This window comes from Roseibium sp. (assembly GCF_048260565.1).
GTDB lineage: Bacteria > Pseudomonadota > Alphaproteobacteria > Rhizobiales > Stappiaceae > Roseibium.
Genome location: NZ_JBLXGP010000003.1, coordinates 174,072 through 192,827, shown reverse-complemented (window position 1 = coordinate 192,827; position 18,756 = coordinate 174,072). Strand labels below are relative to the sequence as shown.

At 58.9% G+C, this 18,756-nt stretch carries 13 protein-coding genes and 2 tRNA genes; 5 read left to right on the top strand and 10 right to left on the bottom strand.

The genetic code is table 11. From position 1 onward, the window contains the following. Positions 1 to 99 precede the first annotated feature (99 nt). A complete protein-coding gene (locus tag ACN0SO_RS09100; protein WP_417676774.1) occupies positions 100 to 600 on the top strand; it encodes a cytochrome b in 501 nt (166 codons plus the stop codon). A gap of 13 nt (positions 601 to 613) precedes the next feature. Here the strand turns inward: ACN0SO_RS09100 and ACN0SO_RS09095 are convergent, their stop codons facing one another. Continuing rightward, on the bottom strand, positions 614 to 1,711 hold the full coding sequence (locus ACN0SO_RS09095) for an NAD(P)/FAD-dependent oxidoreductase (protein WP_417676772.1): 1,098 nt from the start codon (positions 1,709 to 1,711) through the stop codon (positions 614 to 616). A gap of 166 nt (positions 1,712 to 1,877) precedes the next feature. Here ACN0SO_RS09095 and ACN0SO_RS09090 point away from each other — a divergent pair, with 166 nt between their 5' ends. After that, positions 1,878 to 2,543, top strand: a complete 666-nt coding sequence (locus ACN0SO_RS09090) for a dimethylsulfonioproprionate lyase family protein (RefSeq protein WP_417676770.1) — start codon at positions 1,878 to 1,880, stop codon at positions 2,541 to 2,543. Here the strand turns inward: ACN0SO_RS09090 and ACN0SO_RS09085 are convergent. From ACN0SO_RS09085 to ACN0SO_RS09065, 5 genes are all read right to left on the bottom strand, one after another. Next, complete coding sequence (locus tag ACN0SO_RS09085; RefSeq protein WP_417676768.1) at positions 2,540 to 3,397, bottom strand: transglutaminase-like domain-containing protein; 858 nt, start codon at positions 3,395 to 3,397, stop codon at positions 2,540 to 2,542. The genes ACN0SO_RS09090 and ACN0SO_RS09085 overlap by 4 nt on opposite strands. A 10-nt stretch (positions 3,398 to 3,407) precedes the next feature. Continuing rightward, entirely contained in the window at positions 3,408 to 4,487 is a 1,080-nt protein-coding gene (locus ACN0SO_RS09080; RefSeq protein ID WP_417676766.1) for a permease, read from the bottom strand. Next, a complete protein-coding gene (locus ACN0SO_RS09075; protein WP_417676764.1) occupies positions 4,484 to 4,816 on the bottom strand; it encodes an ArsR/SmtB family transcription factor in 333 nt (110 codons plus the stop codon). The genes ACN0SO_RS09080 and ACN0SO_RS09075 overlap by 4 nt, the downstream gene beginning before the upstream one ends. Before the next feature lie 148 nt (positions 4,817 to 4,964). Then, positions 4,965 to 5,381, bottom strand: a complete 417-nt coding sequence (locus tag ACN0SO_RS09070) for a ketosteroid isomerase-related protein (RefSeq protein ID WP_417676762.1) — start codon at positions 5,379 to 5,381, stop codon at positions 4,965 to 4,967. Positions 5,382 to 5,467: 86 nt separating this feature from the next. Continuing rightward, the gene (locus tag ACN0SO_RS09065; RefSeq protein ID WP_417676760.1) at positions 5,468 to 8,059 is read right to left on the bottom strand and encodes a KAP family P-loop NTPase fold protein; all 2,592 of its coding nucleotides are present in this window, start codon (positions 8,057 to 8,059) and stop codon (positions 5,468 to 5,470) included. 329 nt (positions 8,060 to 8,388) lie between these two features. Between ACN0SO_RS09065 and ACN0SO_RS09060 the strand changes: the two genes are divergently transcribed. The 3 genes from ACN0SO_RS09060 (at position 8,389) to ACN0SO_RS09050 (ending at position 10,067) form a co-directional block, all read left to right on the top strand. Next, positions 8,389 to 8,460 (top strand) — tRNA-OTHER (locus ACN0SO_RS09060). A 3-nt stretch (positions 8,461 to 8,463) separates the two neighbouring features. Continuing rightward, positions 8,464 to 8,529 (top strand) — tRNA-Lys (locus ACN0SO_RS09055). 386 nt (positions 8,530 to 8,915) lie between these two features. Continuing rightward, positions 8,916 to 10,067: a slipin family protein gene (locus tag ACN0SO_RS09050; RefSeq protein WP_417677472.1), complete on the top strand. Its 1,152-nt coding sequence runs from the start codon at positions 8,916 to 8,918 to the stop codon at positions 10,065 to 10,067. Positions 10,068 to 10,203: 136 nt separating this feature from the next. Here ACN0SO_RS09050 and ACN0SO_RS09045 read toward each other — a convergent pair whose 3' ends face one another. The 4 genes from ACN0SO_RS09045 to dnaG form a co-directional block, all read right to left on the bottom strand. Beyond that, a complete protein-coding gene (locus ACN0SO_RS09045; protein ID WP_417676758.1) occupies positions 10,204 to 12,288 on the bottom strand; it encodes a hypothetical protein in 2,085 nt (694 codons plus the stop codon). A gap of 253 nt (positions 12,289 to 12,541) precedes the next feature. After that, on the bottom strand, positions 12,542 to 13,984 hold the full coding sequence (locus tag ACN0SO_RS09040) for a DUF930 domain-containing protein (protein ID WP_417676756.1): 1,443 nt from the start codon (positions 13,982 to 13,984) through the stop codon (positions 12,542 to 12,544). 162 nt (positions 13,985 to 14,146) lie between these two features. Beyond that, on the bottom strand, positions 14,147 to 16,171 hold the full coding sequence (gene rpoD, locus ACN0SO_RS09035) for an RNA polymerase sigma factor RpoD (RefSeq protein WP_417676754.1): 2,025 nt from the start codon (positions 16,169 to 16,171) through the stop codon (positions 14,147 to 14,149). Positions 16,172 to 16,607: 436 nt separating this feature from the next. Next, positions 16,608 to 18,563 carry a DNA primase gene (dnaG, locus tag ACN0SO_RS09030; protein ID WP_417676752.1) on the bottom strand — a complete coding sequence of 652 codons (1,956 nt, stop codon included), beginning with the start codon at positions 18,561 to 18,563 and terminating at the stop codon, positions 16,608 to 16,610. Positions 18,564 to 18,756 lie beyond the last annotated feature (193 nt).

Below are 18,756 nucleotides of genomic sequence, written 5' to 3'. Positions count from 1 at the left end.
ATTGCGACAAAAAATTCAAAACAATGAAAGAACCAGCCGTTAAGCTGGGAATCGCCGCCACCGGTGCGGCCAACGTATTTTTATGTCTGAAGGTGAGCCATGTCCCTTAGCCAGCCCGCATCCTACAGCCGTGCCCAGATTGCCCTGCACTGGGCCATCGCCCTTCTCGTCTTCTTCCAGCTCATTTTCGGGGAATCGATCGCCGACTATGGCCACGCCCTGCGCGACGGCGAGACGCCCGACACCGTCACCTTCATCATGGGCAACGCCCACATCTGGGTCGGGGTCTCGATCCTGGTGCTGATGCTCGCGCGGATCGCCCTGCGTCTCTCCCAGGGCGCACCGGCCCTTATTCCCGGACCGAAGCTGCAGGAAACGGTCGCCAAGGCGATCCACGGGCTGTTCTACCTTCTCCTGATCGCAGCCCCCCTGACCGGCCTTGCCGCCTGGTTCCTGAAAATCAGGCCCGCTGGCGAAGTTCATGAACTGATGAAGCCGGTGTTCATCGTCCTGATCGTGCTGCATATCGTCGGCGCCCTGTGGCACAAGTTCGTGCTCAAGGACGCCACGATGCAGCGGATGGTCTCGTCGAAAGCCTGAGGAGAGGCGCGGTTCAGTCCCGCGCTTCCAGCCAGATCCGCGCCTGATCCACGTCGCCGGAAATCACTCCGGCGGCGACCTTCCGTCCGACGACCGCGCCGAACTTGTAGCCGTGGCCCGAACAGGCGGAAACGGCAACCACCTTTCCCCGCTCGCTCAGGAAGAAATGCTCGTCGGAGGTAAAGGTGTAGGCACAGGTGACCACATCGGCGACGCCATATTCCCCGATCCGCGCGAACGGCGGCGAGAAGTAATCGCGAATGGTTTCGCCCTCGCCCGGCGCCGCTTCCCGGTCCGTATCCGGGGTGGTCTGGTATTTGTGGCAGCCCGCGCCGACCTTCAGCCCGGTTCCGGCGACCGGCGGCAGCACATAGCCGTCGACCTTGCCGCCCACGTCCAGAATGACCGGCCCCTTTTCCCAATGGGATTTAAGATCCGCCGGCGGCGTCAGATAGGCGACCGCCGTACGGTAGGTGGTCAGGGACGCGGCCAAATCCGGCAGAAGACCCAGAACCCAGGCGCCGGCGGTCACGACCACACGATCGGCGGACAGCTCGTCGCCATCCTCAAGCCGCACGCTGCCCGACGTCTCGTCGAGGGCGACCACCCGGGTGTTCTCGCGCACATCGACACCAAAAGCGATCAGCCAGTCACGCATGTCCGACGCGATCTTCTGGCAGAGCAGCACCCCGCCTTCGTCGCTGTAGGCGCCGAAGCGGATCGTGCTTCCGTCGATGAAAGGAAAGCGTTCGCCGGTCTCTGAAGGGCTCATCTGCTCGAACGGATAACCGCCGGCAATCAGACCGTCCCGGTACTCCTCGCCTTCGTCTCCGGGCTCCTGCGACAGAAGCAGAAACCCGGTGTCGACCAGGTGTTTCCGGCCGAGATCTTCCCACATCTGGTCCCAGGCGTCATAGGCCGCACTGATGCGCCGCTGGTAGCCGCCCTGGCCGCCATAGGCACGGCGGATGATCCGGTGCTGGTCGCCGGACGCAGATAAGGGATTGGGGATCGGGCCCTGCTCGATAAGCGTGACGTCTACATCCTGCCGGGCGAGCGCCCAGGCGGTGGACAGGCCGGAAACGCCGGCGCCGACAACGATGACTTTCATGTGAAATCCGGTTCTGGAGAGTTTCAATGCGACACTAGCCACCCGCGTGTCGGGCGCAAGCAACATTAGGTCGCAATGTTATTCCGTTTGTTCCGGTCCGGATGTGATACGGATCAATAGGGGGAACGATCCGCTTGCCGATACGAGCAAACGCCTGGGAGGCGCGATGTTGGAACGACGCTTGGCCGATCTGCCGGATTGGGGATACCTGCTCAAGGAATATTACGAGCTTTACCGGTTTCTGTCGTCGGGCGGCAGCGACCGGATCCGGGCCCACCAGCGGGCCGTGCGCGAAGCGATCAGCCGGGTCCTGAAAGCCAACCCGCCCCTGGAATTCAACAGCCCGGCGGAGAAGCCGGTCAACGTTCACCTGAAACGCGCGCTCGACGAAGGCAAGCTGGAACGCACCGCTCCCTTCATCCGCTCTATCGAATCCATCCAGCAGCACCTCATCTGGCAATACGGCTACGAAAAGGTTCCGCGCGGTCTGGAAAAAACCTATGCCTATGCGGAAGTCGCCGGCCCGAACGGACCGATCCTCACCGATCAAGTCATTCTGGGCTTCGTACTGTTCGCCCCCGGCTGCACGTATCCTTCGCACGCCCATGACGGCATTTCGGAAAGCTACATCTGCCTGTCCGGCGCGGTTTCGGAAAACCATCAGGGTGTCTACGCGCCCGGATCCATGATCTTCAATCCGCCGGAACACACCCACCGGATCACGGTGTCCAATCTGGAGCCAGCGCTTCTGGCTTACGCCTGGATCGGCCCTTCGGAACGCCTGGCGAAACAGAAGATGGTCTTCAGCCGGGCAAGAACCAACAAAGCCTAAGCGGCGACCTCGCTCGCATCCGGCTGCGTTTTCTGCATCCGGATATCGAGCGCGGCCCGCGACAGCGTTCCGTCGCCGTTGACCCAGTTCGGCTCGGCGATCAGCTTGGTACCGGCAATGCCCAACTGAGGAAAAGCGAGCCCCATGGAATGGGCCATGGCAACCCGGCAGCCCGGCCTGGGATTGAGACCGCAGCAGATCTCGCGTGTCCCCATTTTCAGATGATGGGCGATGTCCCACTCCAGAACGACGCCGTTGTGCCGGGTCACGACCCAGCAGTGCATGTCGTCGCAGCAGCCGTTCTTTTCATCCGGGAAGAAATATCCGGTCATGTAGCCGGCCTCGAAACCGGCCGCCCGCAGGCAGGCGATGAGATAGGTGTTGATGTCGACGCAGGAGCCTTCTGTCACACCGCAGGACAGATAGGGGATCTCCTCAAGCCCGTCGTTGAAACGGACATCCGGGTGGCCGTAGACGAATTTCTCCGCCACGTCGTTGACGATTGCCTCGATGGCCGCGTGGCCGTCACGAGCACCATCCGCCAGACGCCGCGCATCGCGGACCAGGGCATCGGCGGCCTTCGTGTAACGATTTGGACGCGGCCGGAACAGGCCATCCGGATAACCCGGACCGCCCTCTGCGAAGGTGTAACTGAATGTAACCGGCGTTGCGGGATCCGGGGACACCAGCGCCGCCATCTGGCCGGTCGTGACCTCGCCTATCAGCTCGAAGTCCGCCCCTTCCACCGCGAAGCGGACCGGCACCTGATGGGGTGTCGGCAGGCCAATCGGCGCCAGCAGCCGGAGGCCGCCGTTTTCATCAGGCGCCACGGTGACAGTGACATGGGTCAGCATCGCTTTATCCTCAAAGGAACAATTGAAAGATCACGCCGGAGGCGATCGCGCCTGCAAGGCCAAGGCCGAGATAGCTGGCAAACACCCCGGGCCGGACCAGCGACCACACCGCCGCCATCGCGGGGATGGAACTGACGGCGCCGGCGATCATGAAGGCCATGGCCGCGCCCGGGCTCATGCCCTGTTCCACCAGGCCGGAGAGAAGCGGCGGTGCCACGTAGCTATTGAGATAGGCGGGCATGCCCACCAGCGCAGCCGTGACGATCGGCAGAAGTCCATCACCGCCGACGGCCCGCGCGATCAGATCCGCCGGCACATAGGTGACCAGCAGAGCCTCCAGGGCATAGGCGAGCGCCAGCCACTTGGCGAGAAACAGGGCGTTGATCCTCAGTTCGGTGCCGAACACCGCCTTGCGGTCTTTTTCCTGCCAGAACCGCCACACCGGCTTCCCCTTGAACGGCGACGGCCCGCAGCCGCAACCGCCCGAGGTTCTCGGCTTGAGCGGATTTGAAAACAGCCCGCCGCTCACCAGCGCCTTGACGGTGAAGCCACCGAACAGGCCGAGACCGACGGCAAAGACCGCCTTGCCGATGGCAAACGGCCAGCCCAATGCGGCGGCGGTGATCAGCAGCGTCGGCGGATCGATCAACGGCGAGGACAGCCAGAAAGCCATGATCGCCGGCAGCGGTGCGCCGAGCGCCAGCAGGCCGGCGATGAACGGGATCACCTGACAGGAACAGAAGGGCGCCAGACCGCCGAACAGGGCGGCCAGAACAATCGCCTGGGTCTCCCGTCCTTCGAACACCCGCCCGATCGTGCTCTCCGCTCCGGCCGCCTTCAGCCAGGCGATCAGCAAGACGGCGGCAACGATATAAGGCAGCGTCCCCACGAAAGCCTTAAGCGCGAACAGCGTTACAGGGCCAGCTTCGGTCGGATCGAAAGCCAGGACCAGAAGCGGCACAGCCACGACCAGCGTCCACGGCGTCAGCAGCACCTGCCTCCACGGGAAGGGCGACGGTTCGGGCGCACAACAGGCATCTCCCGAAGGTGTCGCGCAACAGGAAGATTTAGCCGGCGTAATATCGGTCATGATACGATCTCCTCCTCAGGGGCGCATGCGCCCGCACAGCCATTTTCGTCGACGCAGCATTCCTGCAGGATATAGCCGGCAAGGGCTTCCAGATGGTCGAAGGCGGCCCGGTTGATCACGGCCCGGCCTGCCTTTTCCTGAACGATCAGGCCGGCGGAGGACAGGAACTTCAGATGATGGGCGAGCGTAGACGCGGCCATGGCGGTCCGCGCCTGGATATCGCCAACCGTCAACCCGCTTCGGCCGGCCTTCACCAGAGTCAGCACCACCTGCAGGCGGGATTCCGATCCGAGCGCGGCAAACCCTTGCGCGGCTTCTTCCAGATCCATTTCCGGCCACCTTGCTTCAATATAACCATATTTCTAGTTTTATAGTTATATTGAGTCCCACGCGAACGCAAGGCCTTTCATGCCCGGCAACGCCACGCATGAAATGGGGGGCGGGACCGACCGATGCGGAAGGGGTGTAACCCGGGGCCTATCCGGCCTTTTCGACCTGCGAAATCCAGTCCGTGAGGTTGTAGTAGGTGGTGATCCGGGCGATCTTGCCGTCGCGGATTTCAAAAAAGCTGCCGGCGGGAAGCTTGTAGGTCTGGCCCTTGGCCTGCGGCAGGCCCTCGTCGTCGTCCAGGTAGGTGCCGGAGACGATGAATTCGGCCGCGGCTCGCGAACCGTCCTCGGAAATCAGCAGCAGGATATCCGACAGCCGCTCCTTGTAGCAGCGGGTCATATGCACATTGAAGGCCCAGAACTTGTCCTTGCCGACTCGCCGTTCGCCCTGATTGACGTCGTGGATCAGATCATCGGCGACCAGATCCTCCATCTTGCCGGTATCCCCGGCATTGAAGGCGGCAAAATAGGTATCCAGCAGAAAACGGGTCTGGGATTTGGGCATGATGAGGAACCTGATTGGACTAACGCGAAGGGTACTGTCGCGGAGTGTGCCCGTCCTTGATGGCGGAGGCAAGACGGGAGTTGGAGCTAGTCCGCAGACCCGCGCGTGATCTTGCGAACCGCCTCTGCATCGAGTTTTGACCGTGGCCCGCTAATGTCGCCGCCCGGATTCAGCTCTCCAGCCAGAATGTTCTGAACCGCCGGGGTTAAAAGAAAGGGATCGAGCACTTCGGGATAATTCTCCGACTTGTCCGGCGAAGCCAAATCGTCCGTCCAGTCAGGATGCTCCACCAGTAGATCGGCTAGCGCGGGAAATCGTTGTTCCAACACGGTCCAGCGCGCCAAGGCTTCGCGCGGCACATCGCTGCGCTCCAGCAGACTGATCGCATAGCGCATGCCGAAGGCGTTGATCATCCGCTTCATGACCCGCGGATTGTCCGGCAGTAGTGTTGTGAACCGCGCCAGCAGATGTTCCGTCTCCTGCTGCGCGACCTTGGAGGCGGTATATTCAAGTACGAGGGCCGCACGGGTGATGTCGTCATCTCGGTCCTGCAGAGCTGCGTCGATTCCGGCTTGCCGGATGTCGCCACCCTGCGCGTCCCTAATTTCCTGCCGCCGTTTCTGCACTTCCTCATCGCGCGCCTTTTCGGCGCGCTGCGACAAGCGGTTGTCGGACACACCTTGCTCCGTTTTGGGCTCTACCGCGTCCTCGTTGCCTTGGTTCACCGCCGTTCCATGCAAAAGAGATTCGAAATAGCGCCTCTTCCAGTCCCCCATGCCGGGAACCGGCACCGACATCTGGAAAATCTTTTCTAAAAACAAGTAACCGAGAGGCTGGCCGGCATCGCCTATTTCATCGTTAAAAGAGGCGTAGCGACTTTCGAAACTTGAACGGATCCAAGCCTTGTCCGCCGCCACCACATAAGCAACCTTTGGATTCCGGAATGAGGTCTGAATGCCTACTAGAAGATCGACAACAAAATCTACATTGCACCGATCCAGATCATCGATGAAGATACAGACGGGCATGTCAGTAGCATCGACGATCTCTTGAAAAAGTTCAGAAATCTTCCTCATTGGATCTTTGGCAATCTTCACATAGAACTCTTCATTGCTCATAGAACCGAAAAATGCTTTTCGGATGAACAATTGACTGCCGCCAAAAACAGTAATCAGGATTCCAAGGAAGGCCACCACATTCCGTATCTGGCCCTGCGGAATCAAAACATAAGCAATAATAGTCGTTAGCAACATTAACGAACCGACGACCAAGGGCCACCATTCAGCTCTGAAAATCCAATCGCGCCAAATATTCTTGATATCATCGGCTCGTGCCCGCCCCTCCGTTTCTTCGAGGCTTTTCACACAACCGTCCTTAGTCGCCTCAATCAAGGGCCACCAGGGCGGGTTACGCTTCTCGTGATCCCATGCGTTGAAATTAACCACAGCCCAGCGGTCTCCAAGCTGCCGCTTCGGATCGCACAGAAATGCCTCCATCATCATCAGGATGGATGTTTTACCCGCACCCCATGGCGCGTGGAGATTGACAGCAAAGCCGTCCTTTCCGCCAGCCTTGAGGATATCGTCCAACCGATTGGCGAGTGCTTGAGCAAAGGACCGCCTGCCTAGAGCATCTTCCGCCGTCGGGTGATCAGCTAAAGTCGAGACATCTGCAGAATCAGAGCTCTCAGAATATAGCGCGCTTGGTTTCTCGCCTGATTCCAGATCGACCGAATTGCGAATAGGCGAACTATCGTCGGAAAATACCGTATCGCGCCCATCGGCGATACGACGAATATCTTCGAGAATTTTGTCCGCACTTCTCCCATCCGTTATGGTCCAGAATCGGTCTGGTTGGCCCGCGATTTCTATGTCCGCCTTTTCGCCAAACAAACTTGTCGGCATTGCGGTTATGTTGTTCGGCAAGATAGACCGATACCAACTGATAATCACGCCCCAAGGCCCGGACGAGACCCATTCGCTTCCAACGAATGCATCGAATGGTTCACGGATCCATACAGGAAAGTTCGCGAAAAATTTTTCATCCCCACGCACGTCAGAAAGCCATAGCGGCCGATCGATCAATTTTGTTTCTTGGGAATATTTCTCCAGCCATTGATAGTCATCGGATATTGCACCCCATATGACCTCAGAGATGATATGCCGCCCATCAGCATAATGTGTTACTGGCGGCGCAGAGAAAATGCTCTGTCCATCCTGAGACATTTCCGAAATAGCTCTAACAGCACCGCCGACAGCGGTAGCGACCGATAACGCAGCAGCAGCTGACTCTGTGGCAGTGGCCTGAGCCGCACTAGTAGCAACAGCTGCAACATCTGCAGTAACCTGAGAAGCAGCGCTGCATTCAGCTACCGATTTTGACACACCAGAAGCCGCAGCTTCTGCAAGTACTCTTATTTTATCAATTGAGTATTTACACGCCGCCCAGGAAATAAAGTTCGCCCTAAAGGCTTGCAGTATTAGGTTTTGCTTTCTTTCCAAAGCAATAATTTGATCATCATAAATAATAATATTAAATATAGCGGGAAAGACTCGAAGAGAATTTCGTGCAGCAATGGATCGCGCCCAGTCGGGAGAATTATTCCTTAGCCTATCTATTAGGTCTCCTGGCGATCTAAACTGAAACACAATTTTATTGGATCCCCACTCCGCTTTCAAACCAGCTTGGCAAAATGGATAAAATTTCGCAACCAGAAATAGTCACTGATTATTTAGCGTTCAAATCTAAGGAAGCTCCCATTGAGGTAATTCAGAACAGAAGATCAATGGACTGCCCCCTCCCGTAAAGTTGCTTAAATGCAACACAAGGATGCATCCCTGCAAGTTTTGCCAATAATCCTCTTGCGGACTATGGGCCCCTTCCCTTATGTCACGCCTCCCGGTCGCCGCACCGGTGCGGATGTCAACGGTTCGGCCATCTAACGGCCGCCCGCGTGATTGGGCCCTGCCCCCTCATGTACGGACACTGCTCCGGGATCGGATAACGTCACATGATGCTAATCGGTATAGCGCCGGGCCTTTCCGTCCGGGGATAGCAGGTTCGACTCCTGTCATGTGCGCAAGGATAGCTCAGTTGGTAGAGCATCGGACTTTTAATCCGACGGTCGCGGGTTCAACTCCCGCTCCAAACGGTAACCCTTCGGGGTTCGGGTTCGACTCCCGATCTGGCCTGTAAAGCCAACAGCCATTCACGCTGTCTCAATTGCGGGATTTGAAGGGAGCTTGCGGACGCAAGCCTGACCCGCCGTCTCAAGACGGCCGGGAAAGCCTTGCCGATGCCCGGCGCTCCCGTCCGGCCTGTTGCAATGACCGCGCCGCGAACTTGCCGAAACCGCCTGCTTTCGAACGGGCGCGCTCTGTTTGTCCGCCGCAAGGTCCGCTTGCCTCCGGCCCGGCGCGAGCCCCGGCGCTCCCTTCGGATCTCCCGTATCCGCGGACCCGGGACTGAAACGAAACAGACAAACAGAAAGGACGACCAAAGTGCCTTAGCGCGATGGAAGGAGTAACGAAGATGATGCGAATTCTCGAAAGGTTCCTGGGCCGCACCCGCGTGCTGATCCAGGAAAACGAACGGGCTCTCCACCTGGTGAAGGGCGAACTGCGGACCATTCTGACACCGGGCGAATACTGGCTGGCGAATGGGAACGGCTCGCTCGTGATCGAACGGCAGAACCTGGCCGTGCCCGAATTCCGGTCGCCCTATGAAAAGGCGCTCTTCGACAAACTCCCCGAGATTGCCGCTGAGCACCTGACGGTCGTCCGGACGAAGCCCGGCGAAGTCGCGGTCGTGGAACGTGACGGCCGGATCCATTCCGTCATGGGTCCGGACCAGCGGCTGGTTCTGTGGACCGTTGCCGGCCCCTGGGCCGTGACCGTGATCGACACGCAGGCGGAGCCGGTCGTCCCGGCCGCGCTGATGCGTCGTCTGGGCGATGCCAAGCAGACGGCCCAGTTCGTCATCGTGCCGGTCGCCGACGGTCAGGTCGCACTCGTCTACATCGACGGTGTGATGACCGCCGTGCAGGAACCGGGCATCCACGCCTACTGGAAGGCGGGCCGGACGGTCACCCAGAAGGTGATCGACCTGAAGCGCCAGAGCCTGGACGTGACCGGCCAGGAAGTCCTGACCCTCGACCGGGTGACCATCCGGATCAACATCACCGCGGACTACCGCGTTGTCGATCCGGTGAAGGCCGCCCACGACGTGAAGGACTTCTCCGACGCGCTCTACCGGGCGCTGCAGGTCGCCTACCGCCGGACCCTCGGCGCCATGAAGCTTGACCAGATCCTGGAACGCAAGGGCGAGGTCAACGCGGAAGCCGCCGACAAGGTCCGTACCGACATGGCGAAGATCGGGATCGAGGTCTCCGACATCACCCTGAAGGACGTGATCCTGCCGGGCGAAATGCGCGAGATCCTCAACATGGTGGTGCAGGCTGAAAAGGAAGCCGAAGCCAACGTGATCCGGCGCCGCGAAGAAACGAACGCCACCCGTTCGCTTCTGAACACCGCAAAGGTCATGGCCGAAAACCCGGTCATGCTGCGGCTGAAGGAACTGGAAGCGCTCGAAGCCATCGCCGGCAAGGTGGACCGCCTGACGATCCACAACGGCACCGGCGGCCTGATGAACGACCTCGTCCGCCTGCGCGACGGGGACGCGGCATAAGGCCTGACAACACCAGCGGCGCGGGGGATACTCCTCGCGCCGTTCTTTGCAGCTTAGAATTTAAGAGAACCACTTTGTTTATAAGTTATTATAAATATTAAAATTCAAAAATATTTTATACAAAACCTATTAGAATTCAATTGTCTACAATATCTTTAGATTCAAATAATTCTTCAGAATCGCTGAGCTCCCAATCACTTTGCGGTCTATCTACGCTATTTTGCGTTTCAAATTTGGTCTTGAGCAATTTTTCAGCAAGCTTTAATAGGCGATCCACTTTACCAAATCCCACAGCGGCAGTAGCAATACCTGCGGTTGGTCCACCAATCATACCGACCAGGCCTGCAATTAGGAGAATAGTTGCCGGCCGGGCCATTGACCCAACGCCGTCGACAACGCCATCGACGATTTTCGGTCGCGCCTTCATGTATATTTCCGAGGAAAGGCGCTTAGCCTCACGTGCAAAGACATTGTCGAGCGCAAAACGCGCAACTGGTGAGATAAAATTCCGAACAACTAGTGCATATTCAGCCACCCGTTTTTGCTTTACATCTGGTGATGCACTTTCTCCAGCAAGCGCCTCCATCGTGTGGAGCGCATAAATTGCCGACTGATCTAAGACCTGCTCCTGCTCGGAAGCAGCTTCGACGATTTCATCTAGCTTGTCCTTGACTTCATTCACACGAGATGGATCAAGATCCAAAGCTGTAATTTCAGCTTCGAGATTCCGAAGCTGCGGATAGCAGCCCTGTAGATCTTTCACGGTTTCGGAAAGGTCGATCAAGGCCGCCACTGCGTCGGGGAATAGCTCTCTCTCCTCATCTTGTGGTTTCGAATAAGCTTGTGCGTCAGCCTCTACCGAGCGCGCCCGCGATCTCACCAACTGCGGACGCAAATCCTTAATATTTTCAGTGAGAACGTCGAATAATCCATTGACCGAATCGACTACTCTCCTTTCGGCATTGGAGCGCAGTAGCCGCTCTGCCAACATTTGTGCTTTCCGCCGCGCCTCATCCAGATAAATCTGCGCGCTCTCAGGATCGGAAGACACGTCTGCCGGCGGAGCCGCTTCAATCTTGTTTGCTCTCCAACCAAAGCGAAAAGCTGCGGGAAATTGAGGTTCGAGATTTTCGACCGCTTCTGACACGTCTTTGGCCAGAGCTTCCTTATTATTTTCCTCCAGAACATGCCATTTTGGATGGATATATAGGCCTTGTTCTTTCCGGATGATTTTTCCGCTCGTTGCTAAATCGCTTAAACGACCACGGATTGTTGTATCGGCAGGGGCGGGATCAAACTTGCCAAAGTAATCTCTAATTTCATCAATTGATGCATATCTTCTTCGATTTTCTAAAAAATCAACAATCAACTCGGGAACAGATCGCTCCTCATTAAATTGGGATGTTTCTCCCATAGAAATATGCCAAATATCGATCAAGATTTGTTCAATGTTCCGGCCTTCAGATACCGTCCAGAAAGTATCCGGCTGCGCCGCAATAGCAACAGTTGCCTTCTCACCAAAAGGGCTATGTGGAGCTACGCCTATTCCGTTCGGCAGAATCGCTCGATACCAATCGGAAATTAGTTTCCGCACCTCGGACTTAGTCCAGTGGGCTTTTATGAAAGCGTCAAAGGGCTCACGAAGCCAGATCGGGAAGTTTGCGTTGAACCTCTTATCTCCACGCACATCAGAAAACCAAAGTGGTTGATCAATCAAATCTCTCCGCCCAGGTTTGGCTTCCAACCATACGCAATCCTCATTCATCGCCTGCCAAATGGCAGTTGCAGTGGCATCTGCGGCAAAGCCGGCATTGGCAGCATTAACGCTGACAGCAGCAGTGGCGGCGGCAGTTGTTTCGGCAGCAATAGCATAGGCCGCATTCGCGACAGAGGCAGCAGCGGAAAGAAAGACGACATTACCGGCATTAGCGGCAGCTCTAAGGGCCGCCGTGTTGGCTGCGGCCGCAGAGGCGGCGGATCTCTTCAATTTGTATGCCGGATATTTGCACGCGGCCCACGATATGAAAATCGCGCGGAAAGTTTGCAGTATCAAATTCTGCTTCAACTCGACATCGAGCATTTGTACTGGAAGCTCTAAAAGGCGAAATGAGAGGGGGAAAATTCTCAGGGCATTTCGTGTCCCGACTACCCGCACCCAGTCTACCGGCTTATCCGATAGCCATGTCTCCAAATCTTCTGGTGAGTTTATATCCGGCACCATATAAGCTCTTTCGCTTTATTCTCTCTCGTACTCACCGTCGCAAAGAGGCTAAGAATATGCAATCAGAAATAGACATAACTCAGAATACTCTAAACACAGGTAGCGCCTTTAAACATATAGAGATTCTACCAACTCAATGCACAGCCTCATGAGATGATCAGCACCCATTCGAGGTATCCCATCCTTCCTAAAAAGCTGGCCAGAAAACGTTCATCATCAGAACTCTTCCAACAAAGGCTAGAATCGCTAGTGCTCAAAAAGGCGGCAGCCCGCGCGCCTGCCACTTGGCCGGCGGGATCGGCGGGCCGATCCTGAACGAGAATTTCACCACCCGCGTTACGCCCTTATCGGTCTCGCAGCGGAAATTGAGGTCGTACCAATCGCCACGCGAGCCATAGGCGGCCTGCCCCGGTTCCAGCACATTGCCCCCCTGGGGCCTGAACGAAGGCAGCATTTCCGGCGGGCGGGACGGATCCCAATCAAGCAGCTGGGCGTCCAGTTCGGTCCTGCACAAGTAGTTCAACCTTTGTCCGGGAGGCATGCCGGCCATGGCAGACCGGGCCCGCGGACCGCCGTCGGCCGCCGAGGATAACAATCGTCTCGCCTCGATCAGGGGTGGCCCTTGCCGGCCGGAACTTCCATTCTGTCTTGCCGACGTCGCAGAGGAATTCGAAGCCGTTCTCGCCGCTGGCCGCTGCGCGGGCTTCGGTGCGGGTGTGGCCGAAGTAACGATTCGCCCCACAGTTCCGAAATCATCGGGTGCCGCATCTGCTGCCGTATCCGATGTCAGGATTTGCGGCGCGGGCGCTTCGGAAGAGTTTGTTTCCGTTTGCTCGGATTGAGGTTGCTCTTCCTGAGGCGTCTCCTGATCGTCAGCCGTTTCGTCCGGCGGGGTGTCGGCGGGGTCGGTTTCCGCCTTCTGCGCCTCTTCCGGTTTTCCGGTACCCTCAGCGGCCTGTTGCGGTTCCGTCGGCTTGTCCTCGGGTTGCTCAGAGGTATTCGCCTCCTGCGCCGCCGATCCGTCCTCGGCCTTGCGCGGTCCGCTGTCGGTGTCACCGAACTCCACCACCGGCTTTAGAATTTCCGGGGCAGGCTTTTCCTCAGCCGTCTTATCCGGCTCCGCCTTCTTTTCGGGCTCGGTCGACGTATCCGGCTCCGCCTGCTTTTCCGGCTCGACCGGTTTTTCTTCCGGCTTTTGCTCAGGCTTCTGTTCCGACGGAGGCGGCGGTGGCGGAGGCGGTTGTTCGGCCTTGGGCACTTCCTGTTTCTTTTCTTCCTGCTTTTGCTCTTCCTGTTTCTGCTCTGGCGGCTTTTGCTCTTCCGGCTTTTGCTCGGGCGGCTGTTTCTCGTCCGGTTCCGGCACTTCCGGTTTCGGTTGTTCAAGCTCCGGAATCTTGAGTTCCTGCGCTTTGGGCTCCGGCGCTTTGGGTTCCGGAGGCGCCACCAGTTCCACGCTGATTGGATCCACCTGGGGTTGGGCAAATTGCCGGGCGACAACGCCGGTCAGGGCCACCGCAACAAGGGTGTGCAGAAGCAGGGAGACGGCGAGTTCCCCGCCAAAAAACCAGCGGTACTTGCGCGATGTCTCATGCATCGGCGCGTCCGTGGCGGGAATGAGGGTCAGAGCGGGCGCATCGGACGTAATGGCCCGGTCGCCTTTCATTATCTGCACTTCAATCGGGAAACCTTCCGACATCGACCGTCACTTCCGAACCTAGAGCATCAGGTACAAACAAAAAACCCGGCGTTACCAAGGCAGGATTCACTTTTCCGGGGATGCCCCAACACTTTCAATGGCTCCAGACAAAAAACCCGGCGTTGCCGCCGGGTCTTTCTTCATTTGAATACCGCTGATCGCCTAGCTGTCCAGGAACGACCGCAGCTTGCGCGACCGGCTCGGGTGCTTCAGCTTTCTGAGCGCCTTTGCCTCGATCTGGCGGATACGTTCGCGGGTCACCGAGAACTGCTGGCCGACTTCTTCCAGCGTGTGGTCGGTGTTCATGCCGATACCGAAGCGCATGCGCAGCACGCGTTCCTCGCGCGGCGTCAGCGACGCCAGCACGCGGGTCGTGGTCTCGCGCAGGTTCGACTGGATCGCCGCGTCGATCGGCAGGACCGCATTCTTGTCCTCGATGAAGTCGCCGAGATGCGAATCTTCCTCGTCCCCGATCGGGGTTTCGAGCGAGATCGGCTCCTTGGCGATCTTCAGGACCTTGCGCACCTTTTCCAGCGGCATCTGCAGCTTTTCGGCCAGTTCTTCCGGGGTCGGCTCGCGGCCGATCTCGTGCAGCATCTGGCGCGAGGTCCGGACGATCTTGTTGATCGTCTCGATCATGTGCACCGGAATACGGATCGTGCGGGCCTGGTCGGCGATCGAGCGGGTGATCGCCTGCCGGATCCACCACGTGGCGTAGGTGGAGAACTTGTAGCCGCGGCGGTATTCGAACTTGTCGACCGCCTTCATCAGGCCGATGTTGCCTTCCTGGATCAGATCCAGGAACTGCAGGCCGCGGTTGGTGTATTTCTTGGCAATGGAGATCACGAGACGCAGGTTCGCCTCGACCATTTCCTTCTTGGCGATGCGCGCTTCGCGCTCGCCCTTCTGCACCATGGCGACGATGCGGCGGAATTCGGTGATTTCCAGCCCGGTTTCGGTCGCCAGCGTCTGGATCTCCTGACGCAGCTCGCGAATGGTTTCCTTTTCCTTGGCGATGAAGTTCTTCCACCCGCGGGTGGAAAGGTTCGCCACCTTGCGCAGCCAGTTCGGATCGAGCTCCGCGCCCTGGTACTGTTTCAGGAAGTCCGTCCGGTCGACGTTGTAGCTGTCGGCCAGACGCAGCAGACGGCCTTCATAACCCATCAGCCGCTTGTTGATGTCGTAGAGCTGGGCCACCAGGGCGTCGATACGGTTCTGGTTGAGCGACAGGCTCTTCACGTCGACGACGATCTCTTCCTTCAGCTTCTTGTAGCGGCGCTCCTGGGAAGGAGACAGCGTCCGGTTGGCCAGCTTGTTTTCAACCAGCTGGTCCTGCAGACGGCGCAGCTTCTTGTAGCTGTCGGCGACCCGGTCGAAGGTTTCCAGAACGGCGGGCTTCAGTTCCGCTTCCATTGCGGAAAGCGACACGTTGGCTTCGAACTCGTCGTCGTCCTCGCCGTCTTCACCCTCGCCCTCGCCGTCGGATTCCGTTTCCTCGTCGGCGCCGCTCTTGGATTCCGGAGCGGCCTTGACGGAGGTCTCTTCCTCCTCCTCGCCGGGCTCCTCGTCGTCGTTGGCGCTGGCGGGGCCGGCCTTGGCGTCCGGACCGGCGTAGGTTGCTTCCAGATCGATGATGTCGCGCAGGAGAACCTTGCCCTCGTTCAGTTCGTCGCGCCAGATGATGATCGCCTGGAAGGTCAGCGGGCTTTCGCACAGGCCTGCGATCATCGCCTCGCGGCCGGCCTCGATGCGCTTGGCAATGGCGATTTCGCCTTCGCGCGACAGGAGCTCCACCGATCCCATCTCGCGCAGATACATGCGCACCGGATCGTCGGTCCGGTCGGCCGGCTCCTTGGTCGTGGTCGTCTTGGCGACCGCGCCGGAGCTTGCCGCGACCAGATCGCCGCCGCCGTCGACGTCTTCGGCAGCCGCGTCGTCGACCTCGTCCGAATCGATCACGTTGATGCCCATGTCAGACAGCATCGACATGGTGTCTTCGATCTTTTCGGAAGAAACCTGTTCGGAGGGAAGGACTTCGTTCAGCTCGTCGTAGGTAACATAGCCGCGCTTCTTCGCGGCCTTGATCATCTTCTTGACTGCGGCATCCGACAGGTCGAGCAAGGGGCCGTCCGGGCCTTCTGCACTGGTTTCCTGCGTGTCGTCTGCTTGTGTCGCCTTAGCTACCATATTTTGCTCCAGAACCGCGGCCCGTTGTGAAAGGCCGCGCCGCGCCCAAAATCTGTTTACTCCGGCCCGACAACCGGCGCGCCAGCCTCACGGCCGCGCAGCCCATTGCATTGGCTTATCGAATCGGGTTGTAAACCGTGTCCCTTAAGTCCCAATTAACCGTGGCGTCAAAGGCGGCTAAAAAAACCTTGTCCCGAAACCACGAGCGTAACGCTTGGGCAAATGACGCTCCATTTGCCACATCGCGTTCGATACGGGTTGTTGCAGCCTCTTTGAGAATGATTGCCCGGGGCTTCGTGCCATGCCGCGACGCTTGTTGCTGCAGATGTTGTATTTAGCTCGCTGTTTACGATTCGCAAGTGTGATTCGCCGCAGGTCAATCAGATTCGGCTAAAAAAATGTGCTTTTGTGGCGATTTAGCCCCATCAGGCACCACTCAGGCTCTGGCCGCGACGGAAACCGCCTCGGGAACGGGCATCGGCGTCGCCTTGATCTTCTTTGCCCTCTCGGCAAGTTCCGCCTCCTCGCGCACGCATTCTTCACGCCGGCGGCTGAGGTCCTGGGTTACGGCGCGGATGCGGTTCCAGGCATTCTCGTCCAGCTCGGCCTCACTTGCGGCCATCTCCATTTCCAGTTCGTTTTCCAGGGTACGCAGCTCCAGCACATCCAGGAAATGAAGGAAAACGGCCTCGACGAAATCCTCAGGCGGATGATTGCGCAGCAACGGGAAGCGCTGAATGAGGGCGGAAAAGGCGCCGCCGTTGCGTTCCTGCAGGCCCGCAGAGCGATCTGCAATCATCTCCGCCAGAAGCTGCTGCAGGGGTTCGTCGGCAGTGCTCGCCAGTTCCGTCACCGGCGCGCCGTCCCGGTCATAGGCAATCCGGCACAAGGCGTCGCGAAACCGCCGGTGCAGATCGTCTGAGAACCACAGACTGGCGATCCGTTCCAGATGACGGTCGAGCAGCTGCGGATAGCGCACGCATAATCCGCAGACCAGGCGCTCCGTTCCGAAAAGCGGCGCGTCGGGCGCGTCGACCCGGGCCGGAGCGGCTCCGGAAATGCTCGCAAAATTGTCCTTGTTCCTGTCCCCGCGCCGTTGCCGGGACAGTTCGAAAAACAGATTGGAAAGCTTCAGCTTGATGTCGAGCTGATAACGCCGCCGGACCCGTTGGTCGCGGATGGTCTCGATCAGATCGTCAAAGCGCTTTTCAAGGGCCGCCTTGCGTTCCGGCGTATCCAGCCGGGCAACGGCAATCTCCCGCTCCCAGACCGCATCGAACAGAGGCTGGGCCCGTTCGATCTCGGCCTCGAAACCGGCTAGACCGCGCTCCCGGATCAAATCGTCCGGGTCCATGCCGTCCGGCAGGAAGCAGAACTGGAACGAGTAACCGCTTCTCAGAACCGGCAATATCCGGTCGATCACCCGGTGCGCCGCGGCGACACCCGCCACGTCCCCGTCGAAGCAGACAACCGGCTCGGCCGCGAATTTCCACAGCCGCATCACCTGATCCTCGGTGAAGGCCGTGCCGAGCGTGGCGACCACATGCTTCACACCGGCCTGCCACAGGGCAATGGCGTCGAGATAGCCTTCCACCACGACCGCCTGGCCGGACTTGAAGGCCGGCTCGCGGGCCCGGTGGGCGTTGAACAGCATGACGCCCTTGTGGAACAGCGGCGTCTCCGGCGAGTTCAGGTATTTGGGCTGACCGTCCGGATCGAGCGTCCGGCCGCCGAAAGCAACCACCCGCCCCCGCTCGTCCTGGATCGGGATCATCAGACGTCCGCGGAACCGGTCGTAGGTCGGACGGCCGCCGTCGGGCCGGATGATCAGGCCCGCCTCGACCATCATCTCTTCCGGCACGCCCTTGCCGGTCAGATAACGTTTCAGCGAATCCCGGCTGTCCGGCGCGTATCCGAAGCGGAATTCCCTTAAGGTTTCCTGCGTGAAACCACGCTTGAGAGCGTAGCCGCGGGCCGTCTCGCCCCGCGAAGTGGCGAATTCCGACTGGAAGAACTGCGCGGCCATTTCGCACACGTCGGCAAGGCTGGCACGCTGTTTTTCCCGGCGCGCCGCCTGAGGATCGGGTGCGGGCAAGGCCACTCCGGCCTGTTCGGCAAGCCGCTCAACGGCCTCGGGAAAGCTCAGCCCTTCGGTTTCGGTCAGAAAGCGGAAATGGTCCCCCGAGGCGCCACAGCCGAAACATTTGTATCGGTTGCGCCGGTCATCCACGTGGAAACTCGGTGACTTTTCCTGATGGAACGGACAACAGGCCCAATAATCGCCCTTGCCCGGCTGCGTCTTGCGCCGGTCCCAGGTCACCCGACGACCAACCAGATCAGACAGAGTGATCCGGGCCCTTATTTCATCGAGGAGCCGATTGTCGAAACGCATGAAGTCCGCCGAAACGCGCCTGATCCAGACCAGGGTCACATGTTATCACGATGTCCGGCAGAAACCGGACCACGAGGTGCGAAGATAAGGATAAATTACGTCCAGAGCGAGTCACCTGCACGGGTCGCCTCGCCCCGCGCGCATCCCTGTGGCTAATCTGGGTATAACTCCGGTTCCGGCAGCCCGGAAGCTT